The sequence below is a fragment of the Nesterenkonia sp. CL21 genome (assembly GCF_031705515.1).
Classification (GTDB): Bacteria; Actinomycetota; Actinomycetes; order Actinomycetales; family Micrococcaceae; genus Nesterenkonia; species Nesterenkonia aethiopica.
The window spans coordinates 98,926-120,999 of record NZ_JAUTWR010000005.1; the positions used below are offsets into that span (position 1 = coordinate 98,926).

The window sequence follows — 22,074 nt, forward strand, 5'->3', positions numbered from 1 at the left end:
TCTTGTGTCGACGGGTCGGTGATCTTCGGCTCGGCGAGGGGCGGGTCAGAGATGTCTGGGTCGGCGGCCGGGGAGCCTGTTCCCCGGGCCCGTCATCTCCTACAGTGCCGCCATGAGTGATGTGGACGCTGAGGCGGAGATGCTCCTGCGGTACCTGCACGGGCTGCGCGAGGCGATGATCTGGAAGCTCGACGGCGTGACGGAGCATGATGCCCGCCGCCCCCTGACCCCCACCGGGACGAACCTGCTGGGCCTGGTCAAACATGTAGCCAGCATGGAGATGGGGTACTTCACGGCCCCACTGGGGCGCCCCAGCCCGGTGCCGATGCCGTGGCTGGAGGACGGCGCCGCGTTCAACGCGGACCTCTTCGCCATGGAGGAGGAGAGCCGGGACTGGGTGCTGGACTTCTACCGGACGGCGTGGCGGACCACCGACGACGCCGTCGCCGACCTGGGCCTGGACGCGCCTGCCCAGGTGCCCTGGTGGGGTGAGAACGGCCGCACGACCCTCGGGCGGCTGGTGGTCCATCTCATCGTGGAGACCGCCCGGCACGCCGGCCATGCAGACATCCTGCGTGAGCTCCTCGACGGGGCGGTGGGCATGCGGCCTGGGAACGACAACATGCCGGAGGCGGAGCTCTCCGACTGGCACACGCATGTGGAGGACCTGCAGCGTCTCGCCGATGAGTTCCTCTGAGGCGGAGTCGGCTCCGGATCGACGCGTAGGCTGGTGTCATGCGTATCGCAGCAGCACAGATCGTCACCGGTGAGGACCCGCGGCAGAACCTGGAGCTCGTCGACGAGTGGGCGGGCCGGGCCTCGGAGGCCGGCGCCGAGCTGGTGGTCTTCCCCGAAGCCGTCCAGCGGGCCTTCGGGCACACGCTGACCTCCGTCGCCGAGCCCGTGGACGGCCCCTGGGGCGCTCGGCTGCGTGACATCGCACGGCATCACGGGACAGCGATCGTCGCCGGCATGTTCACCCCGGCAGAGCCGGGGGAGCAGGGCCGCGCGCGGGTGACCAATACGCTGCTGGCGGTGGACGGCGAGGGCGTGCTGGCCACCTACGACAAGATCCATCTCTATGACGCCTTCGGCTTCCAGGAGTCCAAGACCGTGGCCCCCGGTGAGGAGCCGGCGCGGTTCACTCTCGACGGTGAGCTCCTCGGCCTGGCGACCTGTTACGACATCCGATTCCCGAGCCTGTTCACCGCCCACGCCCGGGCCGGAGCGCTGGCCACCATCCTGCCGGCGTCCTGGGGTGCCGGACCCGGGAAGGTGGACCAGTGGCGGCTGCTGGCCCGCGCCCGGGCGCTGGACTCCACCCAGTACGTGATCGCGTGCGGTCAGGGCCTGCCCGCAGCGGCCGGGGTCGAGGCGGTGGAGGGGGCGCCCACCGGGGTGGGGCGCTCCATGATCGTCTCGCCCACCGGGGAGGTGCTCGCCGAGGCCGGCGAGGCCCCGGAGCTGCTGGTCGCCGACCTCGACGCCGACGTCGTGGCCGCCGCCCGGGAGAAGCTGCCGGTGCTGGCCAACGCCCGGGAGATCCCGCAGGGCTGAGGGTTCCTGCCCTGTGCTCCTGCCCTGAGCCGGCTCGCGGCATCCCTGTCCCCCCTCCAGGGGTGAGGGCGTCAGCTGGCGCGCCCCGCTTCACGAAGGCGATGCGTCCCTGAAAGGGGGGGGACAGTGCGAGGGGTCAGGGCCGTGGAGGAGCCGAAGTCCTGCCCCTGCTCTGGAGCAGAAGGCGTGCCCAGGCCACGAACGTCACCAACGGGAAGGACAGGCTGGTCACCAGCCAGGGCACCATCCAGGCGCCCTGAAGTCGCGTCATCTCCAGTGCGGGCCCAGCCAGGAGCCCGACGACGGCGGCCAGCCCGGCGAGCGCGATCGTGACCTTCAAGGAGACGACGACGGCGCGGGCCAGCCCGGCCGCCGCCGCGGAGGCGACACCGGCCGTCCCCGCGGCGCGGCCAGGGGCGGCCCGGCGCAGCGCCGGGAACAGCAGCAGCGTCAGGACCATGCCCGCGACCGCCGCGACGACCGTCGGCGCGGTGATGAGCACCGGCACCCAGCCGATCGCTCCCGCGAAGCCCGCCCCGGTGGCGTCGAGGTCCGTCAGGACGCTCGCGAGCACCCACAAAGCTCCGATCGCACTGACGAGGGCGGCGGGGTAGGCGGCGCTCCGCCAGGCGAGCTGGAGAGCGGTGTGTGGCGTGGGCATGGCAAAACTCCAGGTCAGATCTCTCTCACCGTACCTCAGGCGGGTCAGCCGCACACCGACTGGCTGTGACGCCCGCCATGTGATGAGATGAAGGCTGTGACACGGGGTGCCGCGCACTGCGGCTGAGATGACACCCGTCGAACCTGATCCAGTTAGCACTGGCGAAGGGATTGTCCGGCATGTGCGGCGCTGATCCGCACGGCGCCAGACCCGGTGACCTCCATCGGTGTCCAGTGCGCATCGCCCGCGGGCCGCCTTCGCCTCGAGACGAGAGGCAACCATGAGCACCGACACGGCACTCAACGACGCCGCACCCACCAGCACCGCGTCCACCACCGAATCCGCCGCCGGCCCCCACGACGGCGCCCTGCCCCTGAGCGAGCAGGTCGTCGTCGTCACCGGCGGCGCCCGCGGCCTGGGCGCGGCCCTGACCGCCGCGTTCCTGCGCGAAGGCGCCCGCGTGGTGGTCAACTACCACTCCTCGCAGTCCGCCGCCGACGAGATCGCCGCCGCCCACCCCGAGCAGGCGCTCGCGGTGCAGGCCGACGTCCGCGACGCGGAGCAGGTCCGCAGCTTGATCAGCACCGCGCGCGAGCACTTCGGACGACCGGTGACCACGGTGGTGAACAACGCTCTGGTGGACTTCGCCTTCACCGGCGATGCCCGCTCCAAGGCCCACGAGATCACCGCCGAGGAGTTCGAGGCGCAGTTCGCCGGTTCGGTGACCGGCCCGCTGAACCTCATCCAGGCGGCCCTGCCCGGGATGCGCGAGGTCGGCCAGGGCAGGGTCATCACCATCGGCACCAACCTCTTCCAGCACCCGGTGGTGCCGTACCACGACTACACCGCGGCCAAGGCTGCGCTGCTCTCGCTGACCCGCACCTTCGCCGACGACCTCGGCCCCGACGGCATCACCGTCAACATGGTCTCCGGTGGGCTGCTGCGCACCACCGACGCCTCCGCCGCCACCCCGGAGGAGGTCTTCGACGCCATCGCCGCGGGCACCCCGCTGCGCAAGGTCACCATCCCGGAGCAGCTGGCTGACGCCGCCCTGTTCTTCGCCTCCCCGTGGTCGCGCGGGGTGACGGGGCAGAATCTGATCGTCGACGGCGGGCTGGTGAAGGGCTGAGCATGGGAGCGGTCGCACCGGAGGTCAAGCTGAACCTGTTCCTCTTCGGCGTCGGGCACCACAAGGCCGCCTGGCGCGCACCGGACTCTGCGGTGGAGCGGCTCGGCGACGTCGAGCACTACATCGAGCTGGCACGCCTCGCCGAGCGCGGAAAGCTCGACGCCGTGTTCTTCGCCGACGGCCACTCGCTGGGCATCGGCGCCGTCGAGGACGGGCCCACCTGGTTCCTGGAGCCGCTGACGCTGCTGTCGGCGATGAGTCAGCACACCGAGCGGATCGGGCTGGTCAGCACCGTGTCTTCGACCTTCTGGACCCCGTTCCACGCCGCCCGGCTGCTGGCCAGCCTGGACCACATCAGCGGCGGGCGCATCGGCTGGAACGTGGTGACCTCCATGTTCGACGCCGAGGCGCAGAACCACTCCTATCCGTCCATGCCCGCTCATGCCGAACGCTACGGACGGGCTGAGGAGTTCATCGACGCCGTCACTCGGCTCTGGGACTCCTGGCCGCAGGAGTCCCTGCTCCACGATCGAGACGGGCGATACGCCGACGGCGGCCTGATCACTCCCATCGATCATCAGGGAGAGCACTTTCAGGTGGCCGGGCCGCTCAACGTCCCGCGGCCGCCGCAGGGCCGGCCGGTGCTCTTCCAGGCCGGGGCTTCGGACCAGGGTCGAGACCTGGCCTCCCGCCATGCGGAGGCGATCTACGCGGTCGCCTATGACGCCGAGGCCGCGCGTGAGTACAGCACTGACATCCGACGCCGGCTCGCCGCCGCAGGCCGCGACCCCCAGGGCACGGCGATCATGCCCGGACTGGTCACCTATGTGGGCTCCACCATGGCGGAGGCCCGCGCCCAGCAGGCCGCATTGGATGCACTGCTGCCCACCGAGGCCTCACTGCGCCAGCTCAGCGTGTTCGTCGGCCAGGACACCTCGGACTGGGAGCTCCACGCGCCCGTGCCGGAGCTGCCCCCGTTGGAGGAGTTCACCGGGCCGCAGGGCCGCTACGCGACGATCCTGCGGATCATCGCCACCGAGCGGCCCACTGTCCGGCAGCTGCTGGGCCGGCTGGCCGCCGGGGGAGGGCACTGCACCATGGTGGGCACGCCGGAGTCGATCGCCGATGAGATCGAACACTGGGTGGACTCGGGCGCCGCCGACGGCTTCAACCTCATGCCGCCGGCCCTGCCGGGGAGCCTCGAGGACTTCGTGGACCATGTGGTCCCGGAGCTGCAGCGTCGCGGACGGTTCCGCACCGACTACATCGGTACTACGCTGCGAGACCACCTGGGGCTGGCCGTGCCCGAACGGAGCACAGCCGTACCGGCTGCGGCGTTCAGTCCAGCGGGTGGCTGACCGGCAGGTCCTCGGCCAGCAGGTCGATCAGCTCCGCGGTCAGCTCGTCGTCGACGGCCAGCTCGGCGTCGTCGAGACGAGCGATCGGCGAGACCAGCCGCACGGAGGAGGCCAGGAAGACGTGGTCGGCGTCGAGCAGGTCCTGCGGCGTCAGCGGCCCATAGCCGAGATCCCAACCGGCCTTCTCGGCGGCGGCGAAGATCGCGCCCTGGGTGGTGCCGGGGAGGATCCCGGTCTCCAGCACCGGGGTGATGAGGCGGCGGGCTCCGTCCGCGCCGCGGGTGACGATCAGCACCGTGGAGGTCGGGCCTTCCAGGACCTGGCCGTCGGAGGTGGTGTAGATGACGTCGTCGAAGCCGTGGTCCTTCGCCCAGCGCAGGGAGGCCATGTTCACCGCGTAGCTGAGGGACTTGGCTCCCAGCAGCAGCCAGGGGGCGCGCTCCGCCGCCGTCGAGTCGTAGCCGCGGTCCAGCAGCGTCACCGCCACCGGCTTCCCGCGGGTGGCGCGCATCGCGTCGGTCACCGGGGTCAGCAGCGCCCAGTAGGTGCCGGCGAAGGCGGGATCGTCAGAGGCGGGTTCGCCCTCCACGCCACGGGTGGCCACCAGCTTGATGGTCAGCTCCTCGGGCAGGGCGCCGCGGGTGCGGTACTCCTCGAGGCCCAGCTCGACGGCGGCTCGCCAGCTGGCCGCCGGCGGGAGGCCGATGTCCAGGATGTCGGCCGACCGGGCCAGGCGCTCCAGATGCGCCTCCAGCTTGCGGATCCGTCCGGCCTCCGCATACATGGTCTCGAAGACGCCGTCGCCGCGCACGGCGCCCAGGTCCGTGACCCGCAGCTGGGGCTGGTGCGGGTCGAAGACCAGACCTTCAGGGTGCTCGACGTCGATCCGCACGGCGACGGCGGCGACGGAGTCCTCGTGGAAGTGCTCAGCCATGCCCCTCAGCATAGGGGTCTGGCGGGTGGAGGAGAACATCTGACACCGTAGGATGGTGAGCTGGACGGCGCCCTGATCAGGGCGGAGGGACGCAACAGACAGGGCGGGACGAGCGATGCTGTGGCCACTGAGCGGCCTGGGGATCGAGGGGCTGCCGCAATGGATCGTGCTCATCATCCTCATCTTCGAGGTCGGTGTGCGCCTGGCCGTGCTCGGCATCATCCCGGACAACAGGCGCCCCAACACCGCCATGGCGTGGCTGCTGGCGATCTTCTTCATCCCCGTCGTGGCCCTGCCCCTGTTCCTGATGATCGGCCGCAACAAGCTCTCGGCGCGCCGACAGGAGCGCCAGCGCAGCATCAACGCGGCCCTGCTGGAGGCCACCAGTCATATGGACCTCTCCGACCAGCTGCGGGACAAGGACGAGCAGCTCGGCGCCACGGCGGCCCTGAACAGGAAGCTCGGCGCCTTCCCGCTGCAGGAGGGCAACCGGATCGAGCTGATCTCGGACTACAAGGCCTCCTTCGACTGGATGGTCCAGGCCATCGACGAGGCCGAGGACTATGTGCACGTGCTGTTCTACATCGTCGGTGACGATCCCGAGTACGCCGGCCCCGTCCTGGACGCCCTCGAACGCGCCTCCGCCCGCGGCGTGCAGGTTCGCTTCCTCTATGACCATCTGGGCACCCTGCGGGTGAAGGGATATCGGCGGCTGAAGCGCCGACTGAAGCGGTCCAGCATCGAGTGGCACCGGGTGCTGCCCATCCGCCCGCTGCGCCGCCGGTTCTCCCGACTGGACCTGCGGAACCACCGCAAGATCGTCGTCGTCGACGGCAGGCACGCCCTCACCGGCTCCACCAACCTCATCGAGCCCCATTACCAGCGCCCGTCTGCCGCACGGATGGGTCGGGAGTGGGTGGAGCTCAACGCGGTGATGACCGGCCCCGCCGTGACGGGGCTGGACATCGTCTTCGCCTCCGACTGGTATGCCGAGACCGGAGAGAACCTCGGCGAGCACCTGCTGGTGGACCCAGAGGCCGACGAGGCCGCCGTCGGAGGTTCTCTGGCCCAGGTGGTGCCCTCCGGCCCGGGGTTCCCCGACGAGAACAACCTGCGGCTGTTCAACGACCTCATCTACCAGGCCACCGAACGGCTGGTGATCTGCACCCCGTACCTGGTGCCGGACGACTCCCTGCTCTACGCGGTCACCAACGCCGCCCACCGTGACGTCGAGGTCATTCTGCTGGTCTCCAAGAAGGCCGACCAGTTCACCGTCCAGCACGCCCAGCAGTCCTACTATGAGGCGCTGCTCAACGCCGGGGTGCGGATCTTCCGCTACCCGGACCCGGATGTGCTGCACGCCAAGTTCATGATCATCGACGACGACGTGATGGTCATCGGCTCCTCCAACATGGACATGCGGTCCTTCTCGCTGAACCTGGAGGTGACCCTCATGGTGGTCGACGAGCAGAAGGTCCGTGAGGTGGAGGAGGTCTTCGCCTCCTACATGGCGATCTCCAGCGAGCTGCACCTCGAGGACTGGAGGCAGCGGCCCTGGCACGTGCGCTACTTGGACAATGTCTTCCGCCTCACCGCGGCCCTGCAGTGACGTGTCCTCACGGGCGCCTGGACACATGAGGTACCCTCAGAGGCTGTCCGTGCTCAGCTGAGCAGATGCTCTAAGCTGGAAAGCGCTCGCACACCAGACATTCATCCAGGTGAGGCCACCAATGGAGGGGCGATGATCCGAGATCGCACGCCACCGACGACGTCGGCGGCCGGTGCACGGCGCATCGCCATGCCCTCGGCTCTCCTGGCGGCCGTGCTCGGGCTCAGCGGCTGCGGCTCGGACGGGGAGGGTTCCGAAGCACGGGACACCTATGCCGCCGTCTCCTCCGCCGAGGATGCCGAGCACGACGACGGTGAGGATACGGCAGAGGACGCCTCCGCGGGGATGAGCGAGAGCGACGTCGACGACGAGGCCGCGGCCCGGCTGGATGCCCTCAGCGAGGATGAGTTCCGCGAGCTGCTGCTGGAGGAGGACGAGCTTCCCTTCGAGCCCGACACCTACGTGGAGGAGTCCGGGGCAGAGTACTTCCACCAGCACATCGGCGTCACCGGGGACACCTACGTCACCGGCTTCGGCGATGAGGAGTGCACCCGGCAGATGGACGGGATCAACGAGCGCCTGGTGGGCCAGGACCCCCAGGACGGACTGATCCGGCAGGCCTCCCGCGCGACGGAGACCGGGGAGGAGCGCCTCTACCTGTGGATGCTCAGCTACGCGGAGGCCGTGGACACCGAGCCCCTCTGGGATGACGTGCTCGACGCCTGCGAGGGCCGTCGTCTGGAGGACGGGGCCGACACCATCGACTTCTCCGCGTTCGCCGCCGCAGGATTCCGCGGGCTCACCATGGAGATGGGCGTGGAGAACGGCTCCGACGTCGTCGAGATGGACGGGTACTCCGCCACCCGCGACATGGGCCGCAACCTGCTGATGATCAGCGCGGTCAACGTGGACGCCGCCACCTTCGAGGACGTCCTGACGGCTCAGGCCGCCAAGATCGACGCCCGGCTCGGCCGCTGAGCCCGCCTCCAGTTGGGCTCGCCCCGTCCAGATTCCTGAGCCCCTGCCATCTTCACGGGGCGCAGGAATCTGCGGGGGGGGGGGGCGGGAGCGGCGCGCGTGCCCCTCACCGCGAGGGGAACTCGACTCCGAGGGCGCCCAGCACTCCGGCAGACTTCGTGACGACCTCGTCCCACTCGTCGGCCGGGTCGGAGTCCGCGACGATCGCGCCTCCCAGCCCCAGGTGCAGGAGCGCCTCATCCTCCTCCGGGCGCCCCGGGGCGATGACCAGCGTGCGGATCAGCACCGAGAGGTCCGCGGCCCCGGTGGTGCTGAAGTAGCCCGCTACACCGGAGTAGGGGCCCCGCGGCCCGGTCTCCAGGCGCTGCAGGATGTCCATGGTGGAGATCTTCGGGGCGCCGGTCATGGATCCGGGTGGGAAGGCCGCGGCGACGACGTCGGCACGCGGCACCTCCGGGCTGATGCGCGCGCTGACGGTGGAGACCATCTGATGGACGGTCGGATAGGACTCCACGGCACAGAGACGCTCCGTGCGCAGCGTCCCCGGCACCGCGTGGATGGAGAGATCGTTGCGCACCAGGTCGGTGATCATGACGTTCTCCGCCCGGTCCTTCGGATGCGCGGCCAGCTCCTGGCGCAGCCGCTCGTCGGCTTGGGGATCCGCGCTGCGGGCTCGGGTGCCCTTGATGGGCTCCGAGCGCACCGTGCCGGCGACGTCGATGCTCAGGTAGCGCTCCGGAGAGGTGGACAGGACATCCACCGCGCCCGCACCGCCCGCACCGCCCGCACCGCCCGCACCGCCGAGCTGCAGCAGCTGGGTGAACGGCGCCCGGTTGGCGGCCCGCAGCCGCCGGAACAGGGAGAGTGCGTCCAGCTGATCCGCAGGGGCACGTGCGGTCACCGCCGTGGTCAGGCACACCTCGTAGGTGTTGCCCTCGTAGATCTCCCGCTGCGCCCGCGCGATCATCGCCAGGTAGTCCTCGCGGCCGTCCCGGACGCGCAGCTCCTGGATCTGTGGGGGCTCAGCCTCCGGCGCCGTCGGCTGCGATGCGGGGGAGTCGGGCCCGGCGGCCAACACCTCGTCCCAGGCCAGCGCCGCTTCGCGCAGCCAGGCCGGGTCCTCGCCCAGGGACTGCACCTCCACCTGGCCCGCGGCGTGATCCAGCACCACCGCATGCGTGGCGCGGAAGAGGTGGGCGTCGTCGGCGGCGGGCCGCGCCGCGCGGGGAGCCTGCTGCTGCAGGTCCGGGGAGCCGACCTCTCGGCGCAGTTCGTAGCCCAACCAGCCGACCCAGCCGAGCTGGAACGGCTCCGGGGGGTCGTCAGGGTGGTCCTCTGCGAGGTCCTCGGGGTGTGTCGCCGCGCCCGTGTGCGGCCAGGCCTGGCGCAGCCACCGGAAGAATCCGCCGTCGTGCCGTCGCCAGGGCGCCAGGGCGGAACCGGGCCGGTGCTCCACGGTGACGCCGTCGCGATGCCGCACCTCCAGGGCGTGCTCGCCGCAGGAGAACGCGAGGATGCTGCGTCGGCTGCGCGCCGGCGCGGCGGTGCGGGCGTGGTCGCTGGAGTCGAGCAGGGCCGCCGGCGCATCGGGCCGGGCGGCGGCGAGGAGGGCGAAGAGCAGGATCGCCGCATCCTCGGGCGGCTGCTGTCCGGGCGGAGGAGCGGGAAGCCGGTGCCGGTGCACCGCCGGCGGGACGACGACCTCGGCGGGGTGGGACTGGACCATGGGAGCGTGTCAGTCGTCCCTGCCGAGGAGCCGACGACGCCGCAGCAGGTGGTGGCCGCCGTCGTAGAGCATCCAGATGCCGATGGCGATCTGCACCACGGACAGCCACGTGGCGCTGTGTCCGATCCACAGGAAATAGGCGCCGGTGGCCGCGATGCAGAAGCCCGCGATCACGGTGAACCAGGACAGGCGGCTGGTCTGGACGGTCCGCTCTGGCGGCTGGCCGGAACGGCGGCGCGAGGGGTCGGCGGGCATGGTCACCAGTCTACTGGCCACCCGATACGATGACGGGCGTGACAGAGGACCCCGTTTCCGCCGAGACTCGCCGCGGCCGGCCCCGCAGCGCCGCGTCCCACCAGGCGGTGCTCACCGCCACGGCCCGGCTGCTGACCTGCGGGGAGTACGAATACGACGATGTCACCGTGGAGCGCATCGCCGCCGAGGCCGGCGTGGGCAAGCAGACCATCTATCGGTGGTGGACCAACAAAGCCGGCGTCGTGCTGGAAGCCGTGCTGACCGGGCACCTGCGTCTGGACTTCTCTCCGGTCCCCGAGACCGGAGATCTGCGCGCCGACCTGCTGGCCTGGGTGAGCGAGACCCTGGACGAGACCTTCACCGAGGGACACCGCTCGATGGCGCGCAGCCTCATCTCAGCCCTGGTCACCGGAGGGGCGGAGACGGACAGCCTCCTGGCCGCGTCGCAGATCTGGGAGGAGTCCCCGGTGGCGGACCGCCTGCGGGCCGAGCGCGACGCGGGGCGCCTGCGGGCTGATCTGGAGCCCAGTGCGGCGGCCGCGGCACTGGCGAGCCCGCTGGTGCTGCGCCTCATCACCAGCGGCCGCCCGCAGGACTCGTGGGCCCATTCGCTGGTCGACATCGTCCTCGACGGGGCCTGGGCCCACTGAGCCGCGTGCGGCGGATCGGCGGGAGCCGTCGTCTGCGCCCTCATGCTGTGATTCTCCTCACGGATGGCCTCTCTGTGCCCTCTGGGCATTTATGAGACGACTCGTTCCGTTTATTCTGGAGGGGCTGACGCGTGTCACCCGCGTCGTCCCCTTCGCCCATCCCTCGACGGAGACGGAACCCACCCATGGCAAGACTCCTCCACCGGCTCGGTCTCTTCGCCGCCCGACGCGCCAAGACGGTCATCGCCGCCTGGTTCGCGGTGCTGGCGATCGCCGTGACCTCCTTCCTGTCCTTCGGCGGCCAGCTGACCGACCAGATCACCCTCCCCGACCTCGAGACCACCAGGGTGGCCGACCGGCTCGCCGAGGAGATCCCCGACGTCGGCGGCGGCAGCGCGATCGCCGTGCTCCAGACCGAGGACGGCGCGCCGTTCACCGACGAGCAGATCGAGGAGGTCGCCGCACTCAGCGAGGAGCTCGAGGCGCTCGAGCCGGTGGACGGCGTCACCGATCCCTTCGTGGCCGCCGCTGAGCGCGCCGACGGTGAGGCGGAGCTCCGGGACGCCCGGGAGGAGCTCGACGCCGGTCGTGAGGAGCTCGACTCCGGCACGGAGGAGCTGGAGTCGGGAGAGGAGCAGCTCGACGCCGGTCAGGATCAGCTCGACGATGCCCAGGAGCAGCTGGACGCCGCCGTCGCCGAGGCCCAGGCCGGCGGCTACTACGAGGCCGCCCAGGAGGAGCTCGACGCCCAGCAGGCCCAGCTGGACGCCCAGCAGACCCAGCTCGACGACACTCGCGCCGAGCTGGACGACGCCCGCGAGGAGATCGCCTCCGGAGAGGCCGAGCTCGCCGACGGGGAGGCCGAGCTGGAGCGCGGCGAGCAGATGCTCGAGCTGACTGAGGCGGTGCAGACCGTCTCATCCGACGACGACGTCGCCATCCTGACCGTCACATTCCCGGAGGAGCTGCAGGCCGTCGGCACCGACAGCCTCACCCTGGTCTCGGACACGCTCGCCGAAGCGCACATCGACGGTGTCGAGATCCTGCCCTCCAGCGAGCTGAACTTCGAGATGCCTCACCTGTTCAGCACCGCCGAGGCGATCGGACTGATGATCGCCGCCGCCGTGCTGCTGGTCATGCTCGGCACCCTCATCGGTGCCGGGCTGCCACTGCTCAACGCCCTGGTCGGGGTGGGGATCGGAGTGGCCGGAGCCATGTCCCTGTCCGGCTTCGTGGACATGATGAGCGTGACCCCCATCCTCGGGCTCATGCTCGGTCTCGCCGTCGGCATCGACTACGCCCTGTTCATCCTGCACCGTCACCGCACCCAGATGAAGGACGGCATGGAGCTGCGCGACTCCATCGCGCTGGCCAACGGCACTGCGGGCAACGCCGTCGTCTTCGCCGGGGCCACGGTGATCATCGCCCTGCTGGCGCTCAATGTCACCGGCATCGGATTCCTCGGGCTGATGGGCTCCATCGCCGCCGCCTGCGTGTTCATCGCCGTCCTGATGGCCGTGACCATGACCCCGGCGACCCTGTCGCTGGCCGGGCGCCGCATCCTCGCCCGCCGGGAACGCCGCTACATCGGCCTGCGGAAGGGCCGTCGCATCACCGAGCCGATGAAGACTCCGCGTGCCCTGGGGCTCGCCGCACTGGCGATCATCGGGCTCTGCGTGCTGGCCATCCCCACCTTCTCGCTGCGCCTGGGTCTGCCCGACGCCAGCTCGGACCCGGCGGACTCCACGTCATACCAGGCTTACCAGGCCACTGAGGAGGCCTTCGGCGCAGGGCAGAACGGACCGCTGCTGCTGGTGGCGGACCTCCCCGAGGGGCTCAGCGAATCGGAGGCCCAGGACCTGCAGGTCAGCGTCGCCCAGGAGCTCGACGCCCGTGACGACGTCGCCGCCGTGGTGCCCGCCGCGCTGAACGAGGACCACGACGTCGCCGTCCTCCAGCTCATCCCCGACGAGGGGCCGGCCTCCGAGTCCGTGGAGCAGCTGGTCCACGACCTGCGTGGCCCCGAGGCCCTGACCGGTGAGGCCGTCGACGGCGTCGAACTCTCCGTGGCCGGCATGACGGCGGCGAACATCGACATCTCCGAGGTCATCGCCGACGCCCTGCCCCTGTACCTGGTGGTCGTCGTCGGACTCTCCCTGCTGCTGATGATCATGGTCTTCCGGTCCATCCTGCTGCCGGTGGTGGCCACGCTGGGCTTCGTCGGGTCCTTCGCGGCCGGGCTGGGCGGCGTCGTCGCCGTCTTCCAATGGGGTTGGCTGGGGGACCTGTTCGGCATCACCGAGCCCGGGCCGATCCTGACCTTCCTGCCGATCATCATGGTCGGGATCCTGTTCGGGCTGGCTATGGACTATCAGCTGTTCACCGGCTCAGGGATGCGAGAGGCCTACGCCCACGGGGACTCCGCCCGGCTGGCGGTGCGCAAGGGGCTCCATGCCGGCCGCTCCGTGGTCACCGCCGCCGCGCTCATCATGGGCTCGGTGTTCGCCGGGTTCATCTTCACCGACGAGCCTATGGTCACCTCGATCGGCCTCGCCCTGGCGCTCGGTGTGCTGCTGGACGCCTTCGTGGTCCGGCTGGTGCTGGTGCCGGCCCTGCTGCACCTGGCCGGCCCCGCCGCCTGGTGGCTGCCGAGGTGGCTGGATCGGATCCTGCCCGATGTCGACGTCGAGGGCTCTGCGCTGGAGCGTCAGGTCCTGGAGGTGGACGAGTGGAGCGGCGCCGGCGGTTCCGCCGACGCTGCGGAGCAGGACTCCTCGCGGGTGCCGGAGACCGCCGACGCCGGGCGCTGACGTCCCGCCCCCACGCATCGAGTGGCCGAGAATCCCGGCATCTACCCGGTGACACGCCGTGTCGCGGGGTCAGATGCCGGGATTCTCGGCCACTCGATCTCGGGGGAGGGGGCGGCTCAGGCGGAGCCGCGAGGGTCGACGTCGTCGTCCCCGGTGAGCGGCTCCTCCAGCAGCTCGAACACGCCGTCGATGATCCGGTTCGGCCGGAACGGGAAGTCGGCGATGTCGGCCCGGCTGGAGAGGCCGGAGAGCACCAGGATCGTGTGCATGCCGGCCTCCATGCCGGCGACGATGTCGGTGTCCATGCGGTCGCCGATCATGGCCGTCTGCATGGAGTGGGCACCCAGGTGGTTCAGGGCGGAGCGGAACATCATCGGGTTGGGCTTGCCCACCACGTAGGGGTCGCGCCCGGTGGCCTTGGTGATCAGTGAGGCGATCGCGCCCGTGGCCGGGAGGACTCCCTCGGAGCTGGGGCCGGTGGCGTCCGGGTTGGTGACGATGAACCGGGCGCCGTCGTTGATGAGCCGCACGGCCTTGGTGATCGCCTCGAAGCTGTAGTTGCGGGTCTCGCCCACCACCACGTAGTCCGGGCTGGTCTCGGTCATGATGAAGCCGGCCTCGTGCAGGGCCGTGGTGAGTCCGGCTTCGCCGACCACGTAGCAGCTGCCCTGGGCGTTCGACTCCGGCGAGATCTGGTTGGCCAGGAAGGTCGCGGTGGCCAGGGCGGAGGTCCAGATCCGGTCCTCCGGGACGACCAGCCCCGAATGCCGCAGCCGGGCGCTGAGGTCCCGCGCAGTGAAGATCGAGTTGTTGGTCAGCACAAGGTAGGGGAGGTCCTGGCGGCGCCACTGCTCCAGCAGCTCAGCCGCCCCCGGAAGGGCCTCGTGCTCACGGACGAGCACGCCGTCCATATCGGTCAGCCAGCATTCCACAGAGTCACCGTTCATGGCCTCATCCTATGCAGTCTGCCTGCCCCTGCCCAGGACGCAGGTCACGTACCCGTCTGCGAGCCCGTCCCTCTCGTCGCCCGCGCCCGCGCCGGTCCTCGTGCCCTTGACGGGACTCGAGCCTCTGTGGTTCATTAGTGCAGTAATGAACCACAGAGGTAGTGGACTGGACTATGCTGGGCGGGCTCCTGAAGGAAGGTGAGGCAGTGGAAGAAGGTCGCGCACTCTTCGTGCAGATCGCCGAGCAGATCGAGGCGTCTGTGCTGGACGGCACGCTCTCCGAAGGGGAGCGGGCGCCGTCGACCAATGAGCTCGCGACGTTCCACCGCATCAACCCCGCCACCGCCGCCAAGGGGATCAACCTCCTGGTGGACCGCGGAATCCTCGTCAAGCGACGGGGTCTGGGCATGTTCGTCGCCGAGGGGGCCCGCGAGGTCCTCCGGGCGGAACGTCGGCAGCAGTTCGCCGAGAACTACCTCGAACCCCTGCTCATCGAGGCCCGGGCGATCGGGCTGACCACCGAGACCGTCCTGGAGATGATCCGCAGCCGCGGATCTCGCTGACGGTCACCACAGGAGAGGAGGCGCCCCATGGGCACCGCCATCGACGTCCGCGGAGTCACGCGGCGCTATCGGAGCACGACGGCACTGGATCAGGTGTCCGTCAGCTTCGAGAAGGACATGATCCACGGGCTGCTGGGCCGCAACGGGGCCGGCAAGACCTCGCTGATGTCCGTCATCACCGCGCAGGACTGGCCCAGCGAGGGCGAGATCCGCGTGCTCGGCCACCGGCCGCAGGAGAACGAGCAGGTGCTGCCGAACATCTGCTTCGTCCGGGAGGAGCAGCAGTACTTCGACGACGCCAAGGCCCACCACGCCTTCCGGGCGGCCGCGATGGCGTTCCCGAACTGGGACCAGGAGCTCTGCGACCGACTGGCCGAGGAATTTCGGGTGCCGGAGAAGACCCGGATCAAGAAGATGTCCCGCGGGCAGCGTTCCGCCGTGGGGGTCATCATCGGGATCGCCAGCAGGGCGGAGGTCACGTTCTTCGACGAGCCCTACATGGGGCTCGACGCCGTGGCGCGCCAGCTCTTCTATGACCGCCTGCTCGAGGACTACGCTCAGCATCCCCGCACGATCGTGCTGTCCTCGCATCTGATCGACGAAATCGCCCATCTCATCGAGAACGTGGTGCTCATCGACCGCGGCCGCATCATCCTCGACGAGCCCGTCGAGCAGCTTCGGGACCGGGCGGTGACGCTGGTGGGGCGCGCCGACGCCGTCGCGGAGATCGCCGCCGGACGAGAGGTCCTCCACGAGGAGACGATGGGCCGCATGGCCCGGGCCACCGTCCTGGGAGCGCTCGATGACGGAGAGCGTCGCCGGGTGGAGGAGCTGGACATCGACATCGTGCCGGTGCCCCTGCAGCAGCTGGTGGTCCGACTGACGGCCCGCGAGCAGAAGGAGGGGGCCCGATGAGGTCGACGATGCAGCAGACCACCGAACCAGAGACCATGGACGGAGCGAAGGAGCGCAGCATGGCCCCGACGACGACGACGACGGCGCAGCAGGCCGGTCGGCGCGACGCTGACGCGCATGAGCATCAGAAGTCCGGGCACTCCAGCTACGCCCGAATCCTCCCGGCCTTCCGGCTGCAGTTCGTGGTGCCGCAGCTGATCTGGGTGCCGGCCATCGTGCTGGCGGCTTCCTGGGGCCTGGCCGTGGGCATCGGACTGTGGATCTCCGCACTGGTGGAGGACCGGGTGCCGGTCGAGGAGCCCATCTATACCGGCGCCGCGCAGGCCGTGCTGTGGTGCCTGGTGTTCATGGCGGCCTATTCGGGCACTCATACGTTCCCGTTCGCCCTGGCGCTGAGCTACAGCCGCCGCGTGTACCTGATCGGGGCGCTCCTGGCGTTCCTCGCCGTCTCCCTGGGCTATGGGGTCGCCGCAGCCGGCGGGGCCGCCCTGGAAGAGGCCACGGACGGGTTCGGCGCCCATGTCTACGTGTTCGCGCTGCCGTATCTGCTGACGGACGGGTTCATCGCCCTGGGGGCGATGGCGACCACGGCGAGCATGCTCGTGATGCTGGCCGGCTTCGGCGCGGCGATGCTCTATAAGCGGTTCTCCGTGACCGTGACATGGACGGTCATCATCGGTCTCGTGGCGGTGCTGGCCGTCGCGGCGATGCTGCTCTGGCAAGCCGACGCCTGGCCGACCGTGTGGCAGTGGATGACCGAGCAGACTCCCTGGCGCATCGCCGGATGGCTGGTGACGCCGGTGGTGGCGCTGGCCTTGGTGGACTATTGGCTGATCCGTCGCGCCACGCCCTGAGGCCGACGGCGGTGTGCCGTGTGGAGTGGGGCAGCGCGGCGCCGCTGAAGCCCTGCGAGCAAGAGAGAACCCCGAGCTGACCAGCGTGAGGGGGGACGCATATGAGCGGTCAGCTCGGGGTTCTCGAATCACTCGCACCTTGATGAGGTGATTCCTACTCTAGGAAGCCACCTTGATGGTTCCCCCGATAATCCCTGGGAGTTTCCTGGGAGTAGGTGACCGGTGGGTGAACTTCGCTGGGACAGGCTGCGTCACAGTGCATCGCACCAGGTCAGGGGCGTGAAGCTGGGGCGCTGTCGGGCGCGGTGATCTTCCGCACACCAGGGACTCAGCCCTCTGCGGCTTCCGGGCGAGGAGTGCCGGGGTGAAGCATGATGTGGCCGCCCTCGATGGTCACCAAGTGGGTCCGGACCGGGGTCATCGCCGGAGGGGTCTCGGGGGTACCGGTGCGCAGGCAGAATGCGGAGGCGTGCATGGGGCACTCCAGCGTGCAGTCCTCCACGAATCCGTCGGAGAGTGAGACCGACTCGTGGCTGCACTCGTCGTCCAGGGCATAGAAGCCTCCGTCCTCGGCGTGCACCACCGCGATGTCTGCCTCATATCCTGAATCTTCGGCGTCGACACGCATGACCTCGCCCTCCTCCAGGGAGTCCATAGGACCCAGGTCGAGAGGGGTGCGGACGACGTCGGCGTCGGGGGACTGGGGCATCAGGGGGCCTTTCCACGGGATCGGGGGCGCCGGCGGGCAGCCGGCGGGCTGGGGTGTCGTGCGGGGATGTGTGAGGTGTTGTGCGGGGCCATTGTCTCAGGGTGGGGCATCGGTGATCGCCATGCGGGCCGGTGCGCAGCGAGCCGACGGAGGAGGAGGGGCCGTCAGTGGCCGCGCAGGCGCTCCAGCTGGCGGCGCTCACGTTTGGTGGGACGCCCGGTGCCCCGTTCGCGGACGGGCAGTCCGACGTCGCGGGGCCGGATCCGCTCCTCCGAGTGGTCTCGGTAGGCCTTCTGGGCCACGGGGGCACCCACGCGCTTGGCGGGGGTGTGCACGACCTCCAGGACCAGCTCGTGTCCGGGGCGGCGCACTCGCACCACCGTGCCGGGTGTGACCTTCACGGAGGCCTTCACCGGGTCGCCGTCGATCTTCACGTGTCCGGCGCGGCAGGCGGTGGTGGCCGCCGAGCGCGTCTTGAAGATCCGCACCGACCACAGCCAGGCGTCCACACGGACCGGTGCTGTCGGGGCATTGTCAGCCATAGGACCAGTCTACGGGGTGGCCCTGGGGTGCAGCTGGCCCTGCGGCAGGGCGGGTGGTGCGTGGCCTGGTGTGTTCGCCCGGGAGCAGACAGACGCAGACCCCGTGTCAGAAGCGCAGAGGGGGGACGCTGCTGCCTGACACGGGGTCTGCTGAATCACTCGCACCTTGAAGAGGTGCCTCCACACTAAGGAGCGACCTTGAAAGGTCAATGGACACTTCCTGGGAGTCTCCTGGGATTTTCTGTCCGGGGGCCTGTGCTGGGTGGGCGGGTGGGCTCAGGGGCGCCGTCGGGAACCTGCCGGCGGGGCGTGTCAGGGTCGTCCACGGTGTGTCACGTTCTGATTACGATGTCGCTTCAGTCCCCGGTCAGGCTCCCGTCGAGCAGGGCCGGAGTGGAATAGTAGGGAGCCGAGGGCAGTGCGGCGACTTCGACGATTGTCCTGCGGTAGTGGCATTCGACTCCCGCACTGCCCTCCATCCTCGCTCCCGGCGCATCCCTCCCGGAGCCGGGAACAGCGTCGAGCCGGATCGCGACTCCGCAGACCGGCCGCTCGGAACGGCGGCGTGCCTCACCGAGCTGACCTCGGAGGACTGCGGTTTCGGGGCCTCGCTCACCCCCGGAAGAAACCTCACAGGCGCGCCGCCAGGGTTGAACCTGAGGTCGAAGCTTGCACAAGAACTCCTTGCTCTCGCCTGTTCGGCTGAGGTTACAGTGGTGCCGACCTGGCGCAGGACCGGTCCCGGACGCTTCCCATCGTGAACGGACCGAACCCGCATTGACGGCCAGGTCGCCTGCCAGCCTGACGGACGACTGTGACCAGCATCCCCGCACGGCGCTGAGAGGCCCGCTCGGGTCCGGTGCTCCCATCACCGGACAAGACCCGAGATCGGCTGACCACGCTGTGTGCGCATCGTCTTGAGGGGACCGTTCCCTGTGAACGTCTAGTGAGGAATCCGCTGTGCCGAAGAAGATCTCGACGGCCGTCGCCGGCTCGCTCGCCGTCGGCCTGACCCTGCCGCTGCAGACAGGCGTCGCCCATGCCGCGACGTCGCCCGCCCCGCCGACCGTGCCGGGGGCCCCCGGTCATGGCTCGCTGGCCTCGACCATGAGCCTGGCCGAGCTGCTCGACGGTGTCGACGTCTCCGCCGACGCTGCGACCCCGGCCCCTGTGACGACGGCTGCCGTGCCGGCGTCGAATGCCCCGACAACCGACGACGGCGAGGTCGCCTCGGCGCCAGAGCCGGGCCTCCACCAGCCGACGACCTTCCTCAACGCCCGCACGGGTCCCTCCATGGATGCCGAGGTGGCCTTCGTGCTCGAGCCCGATGAGCTCGTGCAGGTCACCGGCGAGGAGCAGGGCTGGGCCGCGATCGACCACGACGGTGAGACGCTCTACGTGGGGCCGAGCTACCTGAAGCCGGCCACGGCCGAGGCCACGACTTGGCTGAACCTGCGTGGCGGGCCCGGCATGAGCCACGAGGTCCTCCGCGTGCTGGACCCCGGCTTCCCGATGCAGGTCCTCTCCGGACCCGAGGACGGCTGGTACGAGCTCACCGTGGCGGGCCAGACCGGCTGGGCCTACGGCGAGTACCTCTTCTTCGGGGCCGGCTCCGCCCAGAGCGTGGGTGGCGCCGACGCCGAGGCGCCTGCCGAGGCCCCCGCATCCGAGGAGGCGGCAGAGTCTGGTGGAGATGCCGAGACGTCCTCCCACAGCCTGGACGACTACCTGCCCGGGACCCGCGGGCTGGTGGAACAGCTGGCCGCCCAGGAAGGACTGAGCCCGGAGGCTCTCTTCCAGCAGCTCCTGGCCGACCCTGATGTCCTCGACGACGACGGCGTGCTGGACCACGCGGCGCTGCAGGCCCGTCTGCCCGAGGCCGAGCCGGCGGGCGAACCCGACCCTGGTCCGGCGGAGGAGCCCGCCCCGGAGCAGGCGGACGTCGCCGACAAGCCGGCAGAGATGCCTGAAGCCGAGCCGGCCGCCGAGCCGGCCGCCGAGGATGAGGCTGAGGCCCCGGACGCTGAGGAGGAGGGCTCGCAGGGTTCCCTGGATGACTATCTTCCCGGCACGCGAGGCCTGGTGGAGCAGCTCGCACAGCTGGAGGACACTGAGGCTCAGCGGCTCTTCGATGAGCTGATGGCCGATGATGCGTTCCTGGATGAGGATGGTCTGCTGGACCATGACGCGATCCAGCAGCGTGTGGATGAGCTGACCCCGGAGCCGGAGCCGGAGCCGGAGCCTGAGGCCGAGGATGAGGCCGACGCTGCCGACGAGGCTGACGAGGCTGAGGCTGACGAGGTCGATGATGAGGCCGAGGCGGCCGGGTCGGCGCACAGCTTGGATCAGTATCTGCCGGGGACTCGTGATCTGGTGGAGCAGCTCGCACAGCTGGAGGACACTGAGGCGCAGCGGCTCTTCGATGAGTTGATGGCTGATGATGCGTTCCTGGATGAGGATGGTCTGCTGGACCATGACGCGATCCAGCAGCGTGTGGATGAGCTGACCCCGGAGCCTGAGCCTGAGCCGGAGCCTGAGCCGGAGCCTGAGCCGGAGCCTGAGCCGGAGCCGGAGCCGGAGCCGGAGCCTGAGGCCGAGGATGAGGCCGAGGATGACGACGAGGCTGACGACGGCGAGGTCGATGATGAGGTCGATGATGAGGCCGAGGCGGCCGGGTCGGCGCACAGCTTGGATCAGTATCTGCCGGGGACTCGTGATCTGGTGGAGCAGCTCGCACAGCTGGAGGACACTGAGGCGCAGCGGCTCTTCGATGAGCTGATGGCCGATGATGCGTTCCTGGATGAGGATGGTCTGCTGGACCATGACGCGATCCAGCAGCGTGTGGATGAGCTGACCCCGGAGCCGGAGCCGGAGCCGGAGCCGGAGCCGGAGCCGGAGCCGGAGCCTGAGCCGGAGCCTGAGCCGGAGCCTGAGCCTGAGCCTGAGCCTGAGCCTGAGCCCGAAGACGAGCCTGAGTCTGTGGTGGCCGGCCACACCCTGGACGACTACCAGCCCGGAACTCGCGGCCTCGTCGAGCAGCTGGCGGAACTTGAGGGGGAGGACCTGCAGAGCCTCTTCCAGACGTTGATCGGGGACGACTCCTTCACCGACTCATCCGGTGTGCTCGACCACGCCGCCCTGCAGGCTCGCGTCGACGAGCTGACGCCGGAACCAGAGCCGGAGCCCGAGCCCGAGCCCGAGCCGGAACCAGAGCCGGAGCCTGAGCCCGAGCCGGAACCAGAGCCGGAGCCTGAGCCCGAGCCTGAGCCCGAGCCGGAGCCGGAGCCGGAGCCTGAGCCCCAGCCGTCGGGGTCGCCCTCGTACAACTCGGTCTGGGACCGCTTGGCGATGTGCGAATCCTCCGGTGACTGGAGCATCAACACCGGCAACGGCTACCTGGGCGGCATCCAGTTCTCCCAGCAGTCCTGGGAATGGGTGGGCGGCACCGGGTCCCCGCACCAGGCCTCCAAGTATGAGCAGATCGCCCGCGGCTACGAGCTCTGGAAGATCCAGGGCTGGGACGCCTGGCCCGGCTGCAAGGCCAAACTGGGGCTCTCCGGCGACCCGGGCGGCGTCGAGAACTACGAGATGGGCAGCAACGCCCGCACCGCCTCCAGCTCCGCGAACATCTGGAACGCCAGCTTCAGCGTCCCACTGCGCGAGGAGGCCGACTCTTCCAGCGAGAAACTGGCTCAGATCCCGCGCGGCGCCGACGTCGAACAGCTCGGCACCGACGGGGACTGGATCCACGTGCGGTTCACCGACGACGGTGAGGCGCTCACCGGCTGGGTGAACACCGGCTACCTCTCTCACGCCTGAGAGTGCTGACGGTGTACGCTGGGACCGCTGAGTTCTCAGCGACATCGTCTGCCCTCCG

Annotated in this window: 19 protein-coding genes and 1 riboswitch; of the genes, 12 read left to right on the top strand and 7 right to left on the bottom strand. The window is 69.9% G+C overall.

Annotated features, from left to right (window positions below; translation table 11 throughout):
• The first annotated feature begins 112 nt into the window (after window positions 1–112).
• Together Q7C18_RS09565 and Q7C18_RS09570 are read left to right on the top strand one after the other, a co-directional pair.
• On the top strand, window positions 113–697 hold the full coding sequence (locus Q7C18_RS09565) for a DinB family protein (RefSeq protein ID WP_311025194.1): 585 nt from the start codon (window positions 113–115) through the stop codon (window positions 695–697).
• A 38-nt stretch (window positions 698–735) separates the two neighbouring features.
• Window positions 736–1,557, top strand: coding sequence for a carbon-nitrogen hydrolase family protein (locus tag Q7C18_RS09570; protein WP_311025196.1), 822 nt, complete (start codon window positions 736–738; stop codon window positions 1,555–1,557).
• Window positions 1,558–1,693: 136 nt separating this feature from the next.
• On the opposite strand, the gene Q7C18_RS09575 is transcribed toward Q7C18_RS09570, so the two are convergent.
• Window positions 1,694–2,218 carry a hypothetical protein gene (locus Q7C18_RS09575; protein ID WP_311025197.1) on the bottom strand — a complete coding sequence of 175 codons (525 nt, stop codon included), beginning with the start codon at window positions 2,216–2,218 and terminating at the stop codon, window positions 1,694–1,696.
• 92 nt (window positions 2,219–2,310) lie between these two features.
• Window positions 2,311–2,406: riboswitch (TPP riboswitch) on the top strand.
• Between the two features lie 92 nt (window positions 2,407–2,498).
• On the opposite strand from Q7C18_RS09575, the gene Q7C18_RS09580 reads away from it, so the two are divergent.
• Together Q7C18_RS09580 and Q7C18_RS09585 are read left to right on the top strand one after the other, a co-directional pair.
• Entirely contained in the window at window positions 2,499–3,347 is an 849-nt protein-coding gene (locus tag Q7C18_RS09580; RefSeq protein WP_311025198.1) for a 3-oxoacyl-ACP reductase, read from the top strand.
• A 2-nt stretch (window positions 3,348–3,349) separates the two neighbouring features.
• The gene (locus Q7C18_RS09585) at window positions 3,350–4,705 is read left to right on the top strand and encodes an LLM class flavin-dependent oxidoreductase (protein WP_311025199.1); all 1,356 of its coding nucleotides are present in this window, start codon (window positions 3,350–3,352) and stop codon (window positions 4,703–4,705) included.
• On the opposite strand, the gene Q7C18_RS09590 is transcribed toward Q7C18_RS09585, so the two are convergent.
• A complete protein-coding gene (locus tag Q7C18_RS09590; protein ID WP_311025200.1) occupies window positions 4,686–5,639 on the bottom strand; it encodes an aminodeoxychorismate lyase in 954 nt (317 codons plus the stop codon). The genes Q7C18_RS09585 and Q7C18_RS09590 overlap by 20 nt on opposite strands.
• Window positions 5,640–5,754: 115 nt before the next feature.
• Between Q7C18_RS09590 and cls the strand changes: the two genes are divergently transcribed.
• Together cls and Q7C18_RS09600 are read left to right on the top strand one after the other, a co-directional pair.
• Entirely contained in the window at window positions 5,755–7,248 is a 1,494-nt protein-coding gene (cls, locus tag Q7C18_RS09595; RefSeq protein ID WP_311025201.1) for a cardiolipin synthase, read from the top strand.
• Window positions 7,249–7,380: 132 nt separating this feature from the next.
• Window positions 7,381–8,226, top strand: coding sequence for a hypothetical protein (locus Q7C18_RS09600; protein ID WP_311025202.1), 846 nt, complete (start codon window positions 7,381–7,383; stop codon window positions 8,224–8,226).
• 106 nt (window positions 8,227–8,332) lie between these two features.
• On the opposite strand, the gene Q7C18_RS09605 is transcribed toward Q7C18_RS09600, so the two are convergent.
• Together Q7C18_RS09605 and Q7C18_RS09610 are read right to left on the bottom strand one after the other, a co-directional pair.
• The gene (locus tag Q7C18_RS09605; protein WP_311025203.1) at window positions 8,333–9,952 is read right to left on the bottom strand and encodes an anthranilate synthase component I family protein; all 1,620 of its coding nucleotides are present in this window, start codon (window positions 9,950–9,952) and stop codon (window positions 8,333–8,335) included.
• A gap of 9 nt (window positions 9,953–9,961) precedes the next feature.
• On the bottom strand, window positions 9,962–10,207 hold the full coding sequence (locus tag Q7C18_RS09610) for a hypothetical protein (protein ID WP_311025204.1): 246 nt from the start codon (window positions 10,205–10,207) through the stop codon (window positions 9,962–9,964).
• A 38-nt stretch (window positions 10,208–10,245) separates the two neighbouring features.
• Between Q7C18_RS09610 and Q7C18_RS09615 the strand changes: the two genes are divergently transcribed.
• A complete protein-coding gene (locus tag Q7C18_RS09615) occupies window positions 10,246–10,857 on the top strand; it encodes a TetR/AcrR family transcriptional regulator (protein ID WP_311025206.1) in 612 nt (203 codons plus the stop codon).
• A 185-nt stretch (window positions 10,858–11,042) separates the two neighbouring features.
• Window positions 11,043–13,667, top strand: coding sequence for an MMPL family transporter (locus Q7C18_RS09620; RefSeq protein ID WP_070158602.1), 2,625 nt, complete (start codon window positions 11,043–11,045; stop codon window positions 13,665–13,667).
• Between the two features lie 116 nt (window positions 13,668–13,783).
• On the opposite strand, the gene Q7C18_RS09625 is transcribed toward Q7C18_RS09620, so the two are convergent.
• Window positions 13,784–14,614, bottom strand: coding sequence for an HAD-IIA family hydrolase (locus Q7C18_RS09625; RefSeq protein WP_070158603.1), 831 nt, complete (start codon window positions 14,612–14,614; stop codon window positions 13,784–13,786).
• A 206-nt stretch (window positions 14,615–14,820) separates the two neighbouring features.
• Here Q7C18_RS09625 and Q7C18_RS09630 point away from each other — a divergent pair, with 206 nt between their 5' ends.
• From Q7C18_RS09630 to Q7C18_RS09640, 3 genes are read left to right on the top strand one after another with little or no spacing between them, the layout of a single operon-like run.
• Window positions 14,821–15,177 (top strand): GntR family transcriptional regulator, encoded by a 357-nt coding sequence (locus Q7C18_RS09630; RefSeq protein ID WP_311025208.1) that lies wholly within the window; start codon window positions 14,821–14,823, stop codon window positions 15,175–15,177.
• 27 nt (window positions 15,178–15,204) lie between these two features.
• Window positions 15,205–16,092: an ABC transporter ATP-binding protein gene (locus Q7C18_RS09635; protein WP_311025209.1), complete on the top strand. Its 888-nt coding sequence runs from the start codon at window positions 15,205–15,207 to the stop codon at window positions 16,090–16,092.
• Complete coding sequence (locus tag Q7C18_RS09640) at window positions 16,089–16,946, top strand: hypothetical protein (RefSeq protein ID WP_311025210.1); 858 nt, start codon at window positions 16,089–16,091, stop codon at window positions 16,944–16,946. Before Q7C18_RS09635 ends, Q7C18_RS09640 begins: the two co-directional genes overlap by 4 nt.
• A gap of 328 nt (window positions 16,947–17,274) precedes the next feature.
• Here the strand turns inward: Q7C18_RS09640 and Q7C18_RS09645 are convergent, their stop codons facing one another.
• A complete protein-coding gene (locus Q7C18_RS09645; protein ID WP_083277238.1) occupies window positions 17,275–17,655 on the bottom strand; it encodes a bifunctional 3-phenylpropionate/cinnamic acid dioxygenase ferredoxin subunit in 381 nt (126 codons plus the stop codon).
• Between the two features lie 164 nt (window positions 17,656–17,819).
• Window positions 17,820–18,197 carry an RNA-binding S4 domain-containing protein gene (locus tag Q7C18_RS09650; RefSeq protein ID WP_070158606.1) on the bottom strand — a complete coding sequence of 126 codons (378 nt, stop codon included), beginning with the start codon at window positions 18,195–18,197 and terminating at the stop codon, window positions 17,820–17,822.
• 960 nt (window positions 18,198–19,157) lie between these two features.
• Here Q7C18_RS09650 and Q7C18_RS09655 point away from each other — a divergent pair.
• Window positions 19,158–22,016 (top strand): SH3 domain-containing protein, encoded by a 2,859-nt coding sequence (locus tag Q7C18_RS09655; protein WP_311025211.1) that lies wholly within the window; start codon window positions 19,158–19,160, stop codon window positions 22,014–22,016.
• The last annotated feature ends 58 nt before the right edge of the window (window positions 22,017–22,074 follow it).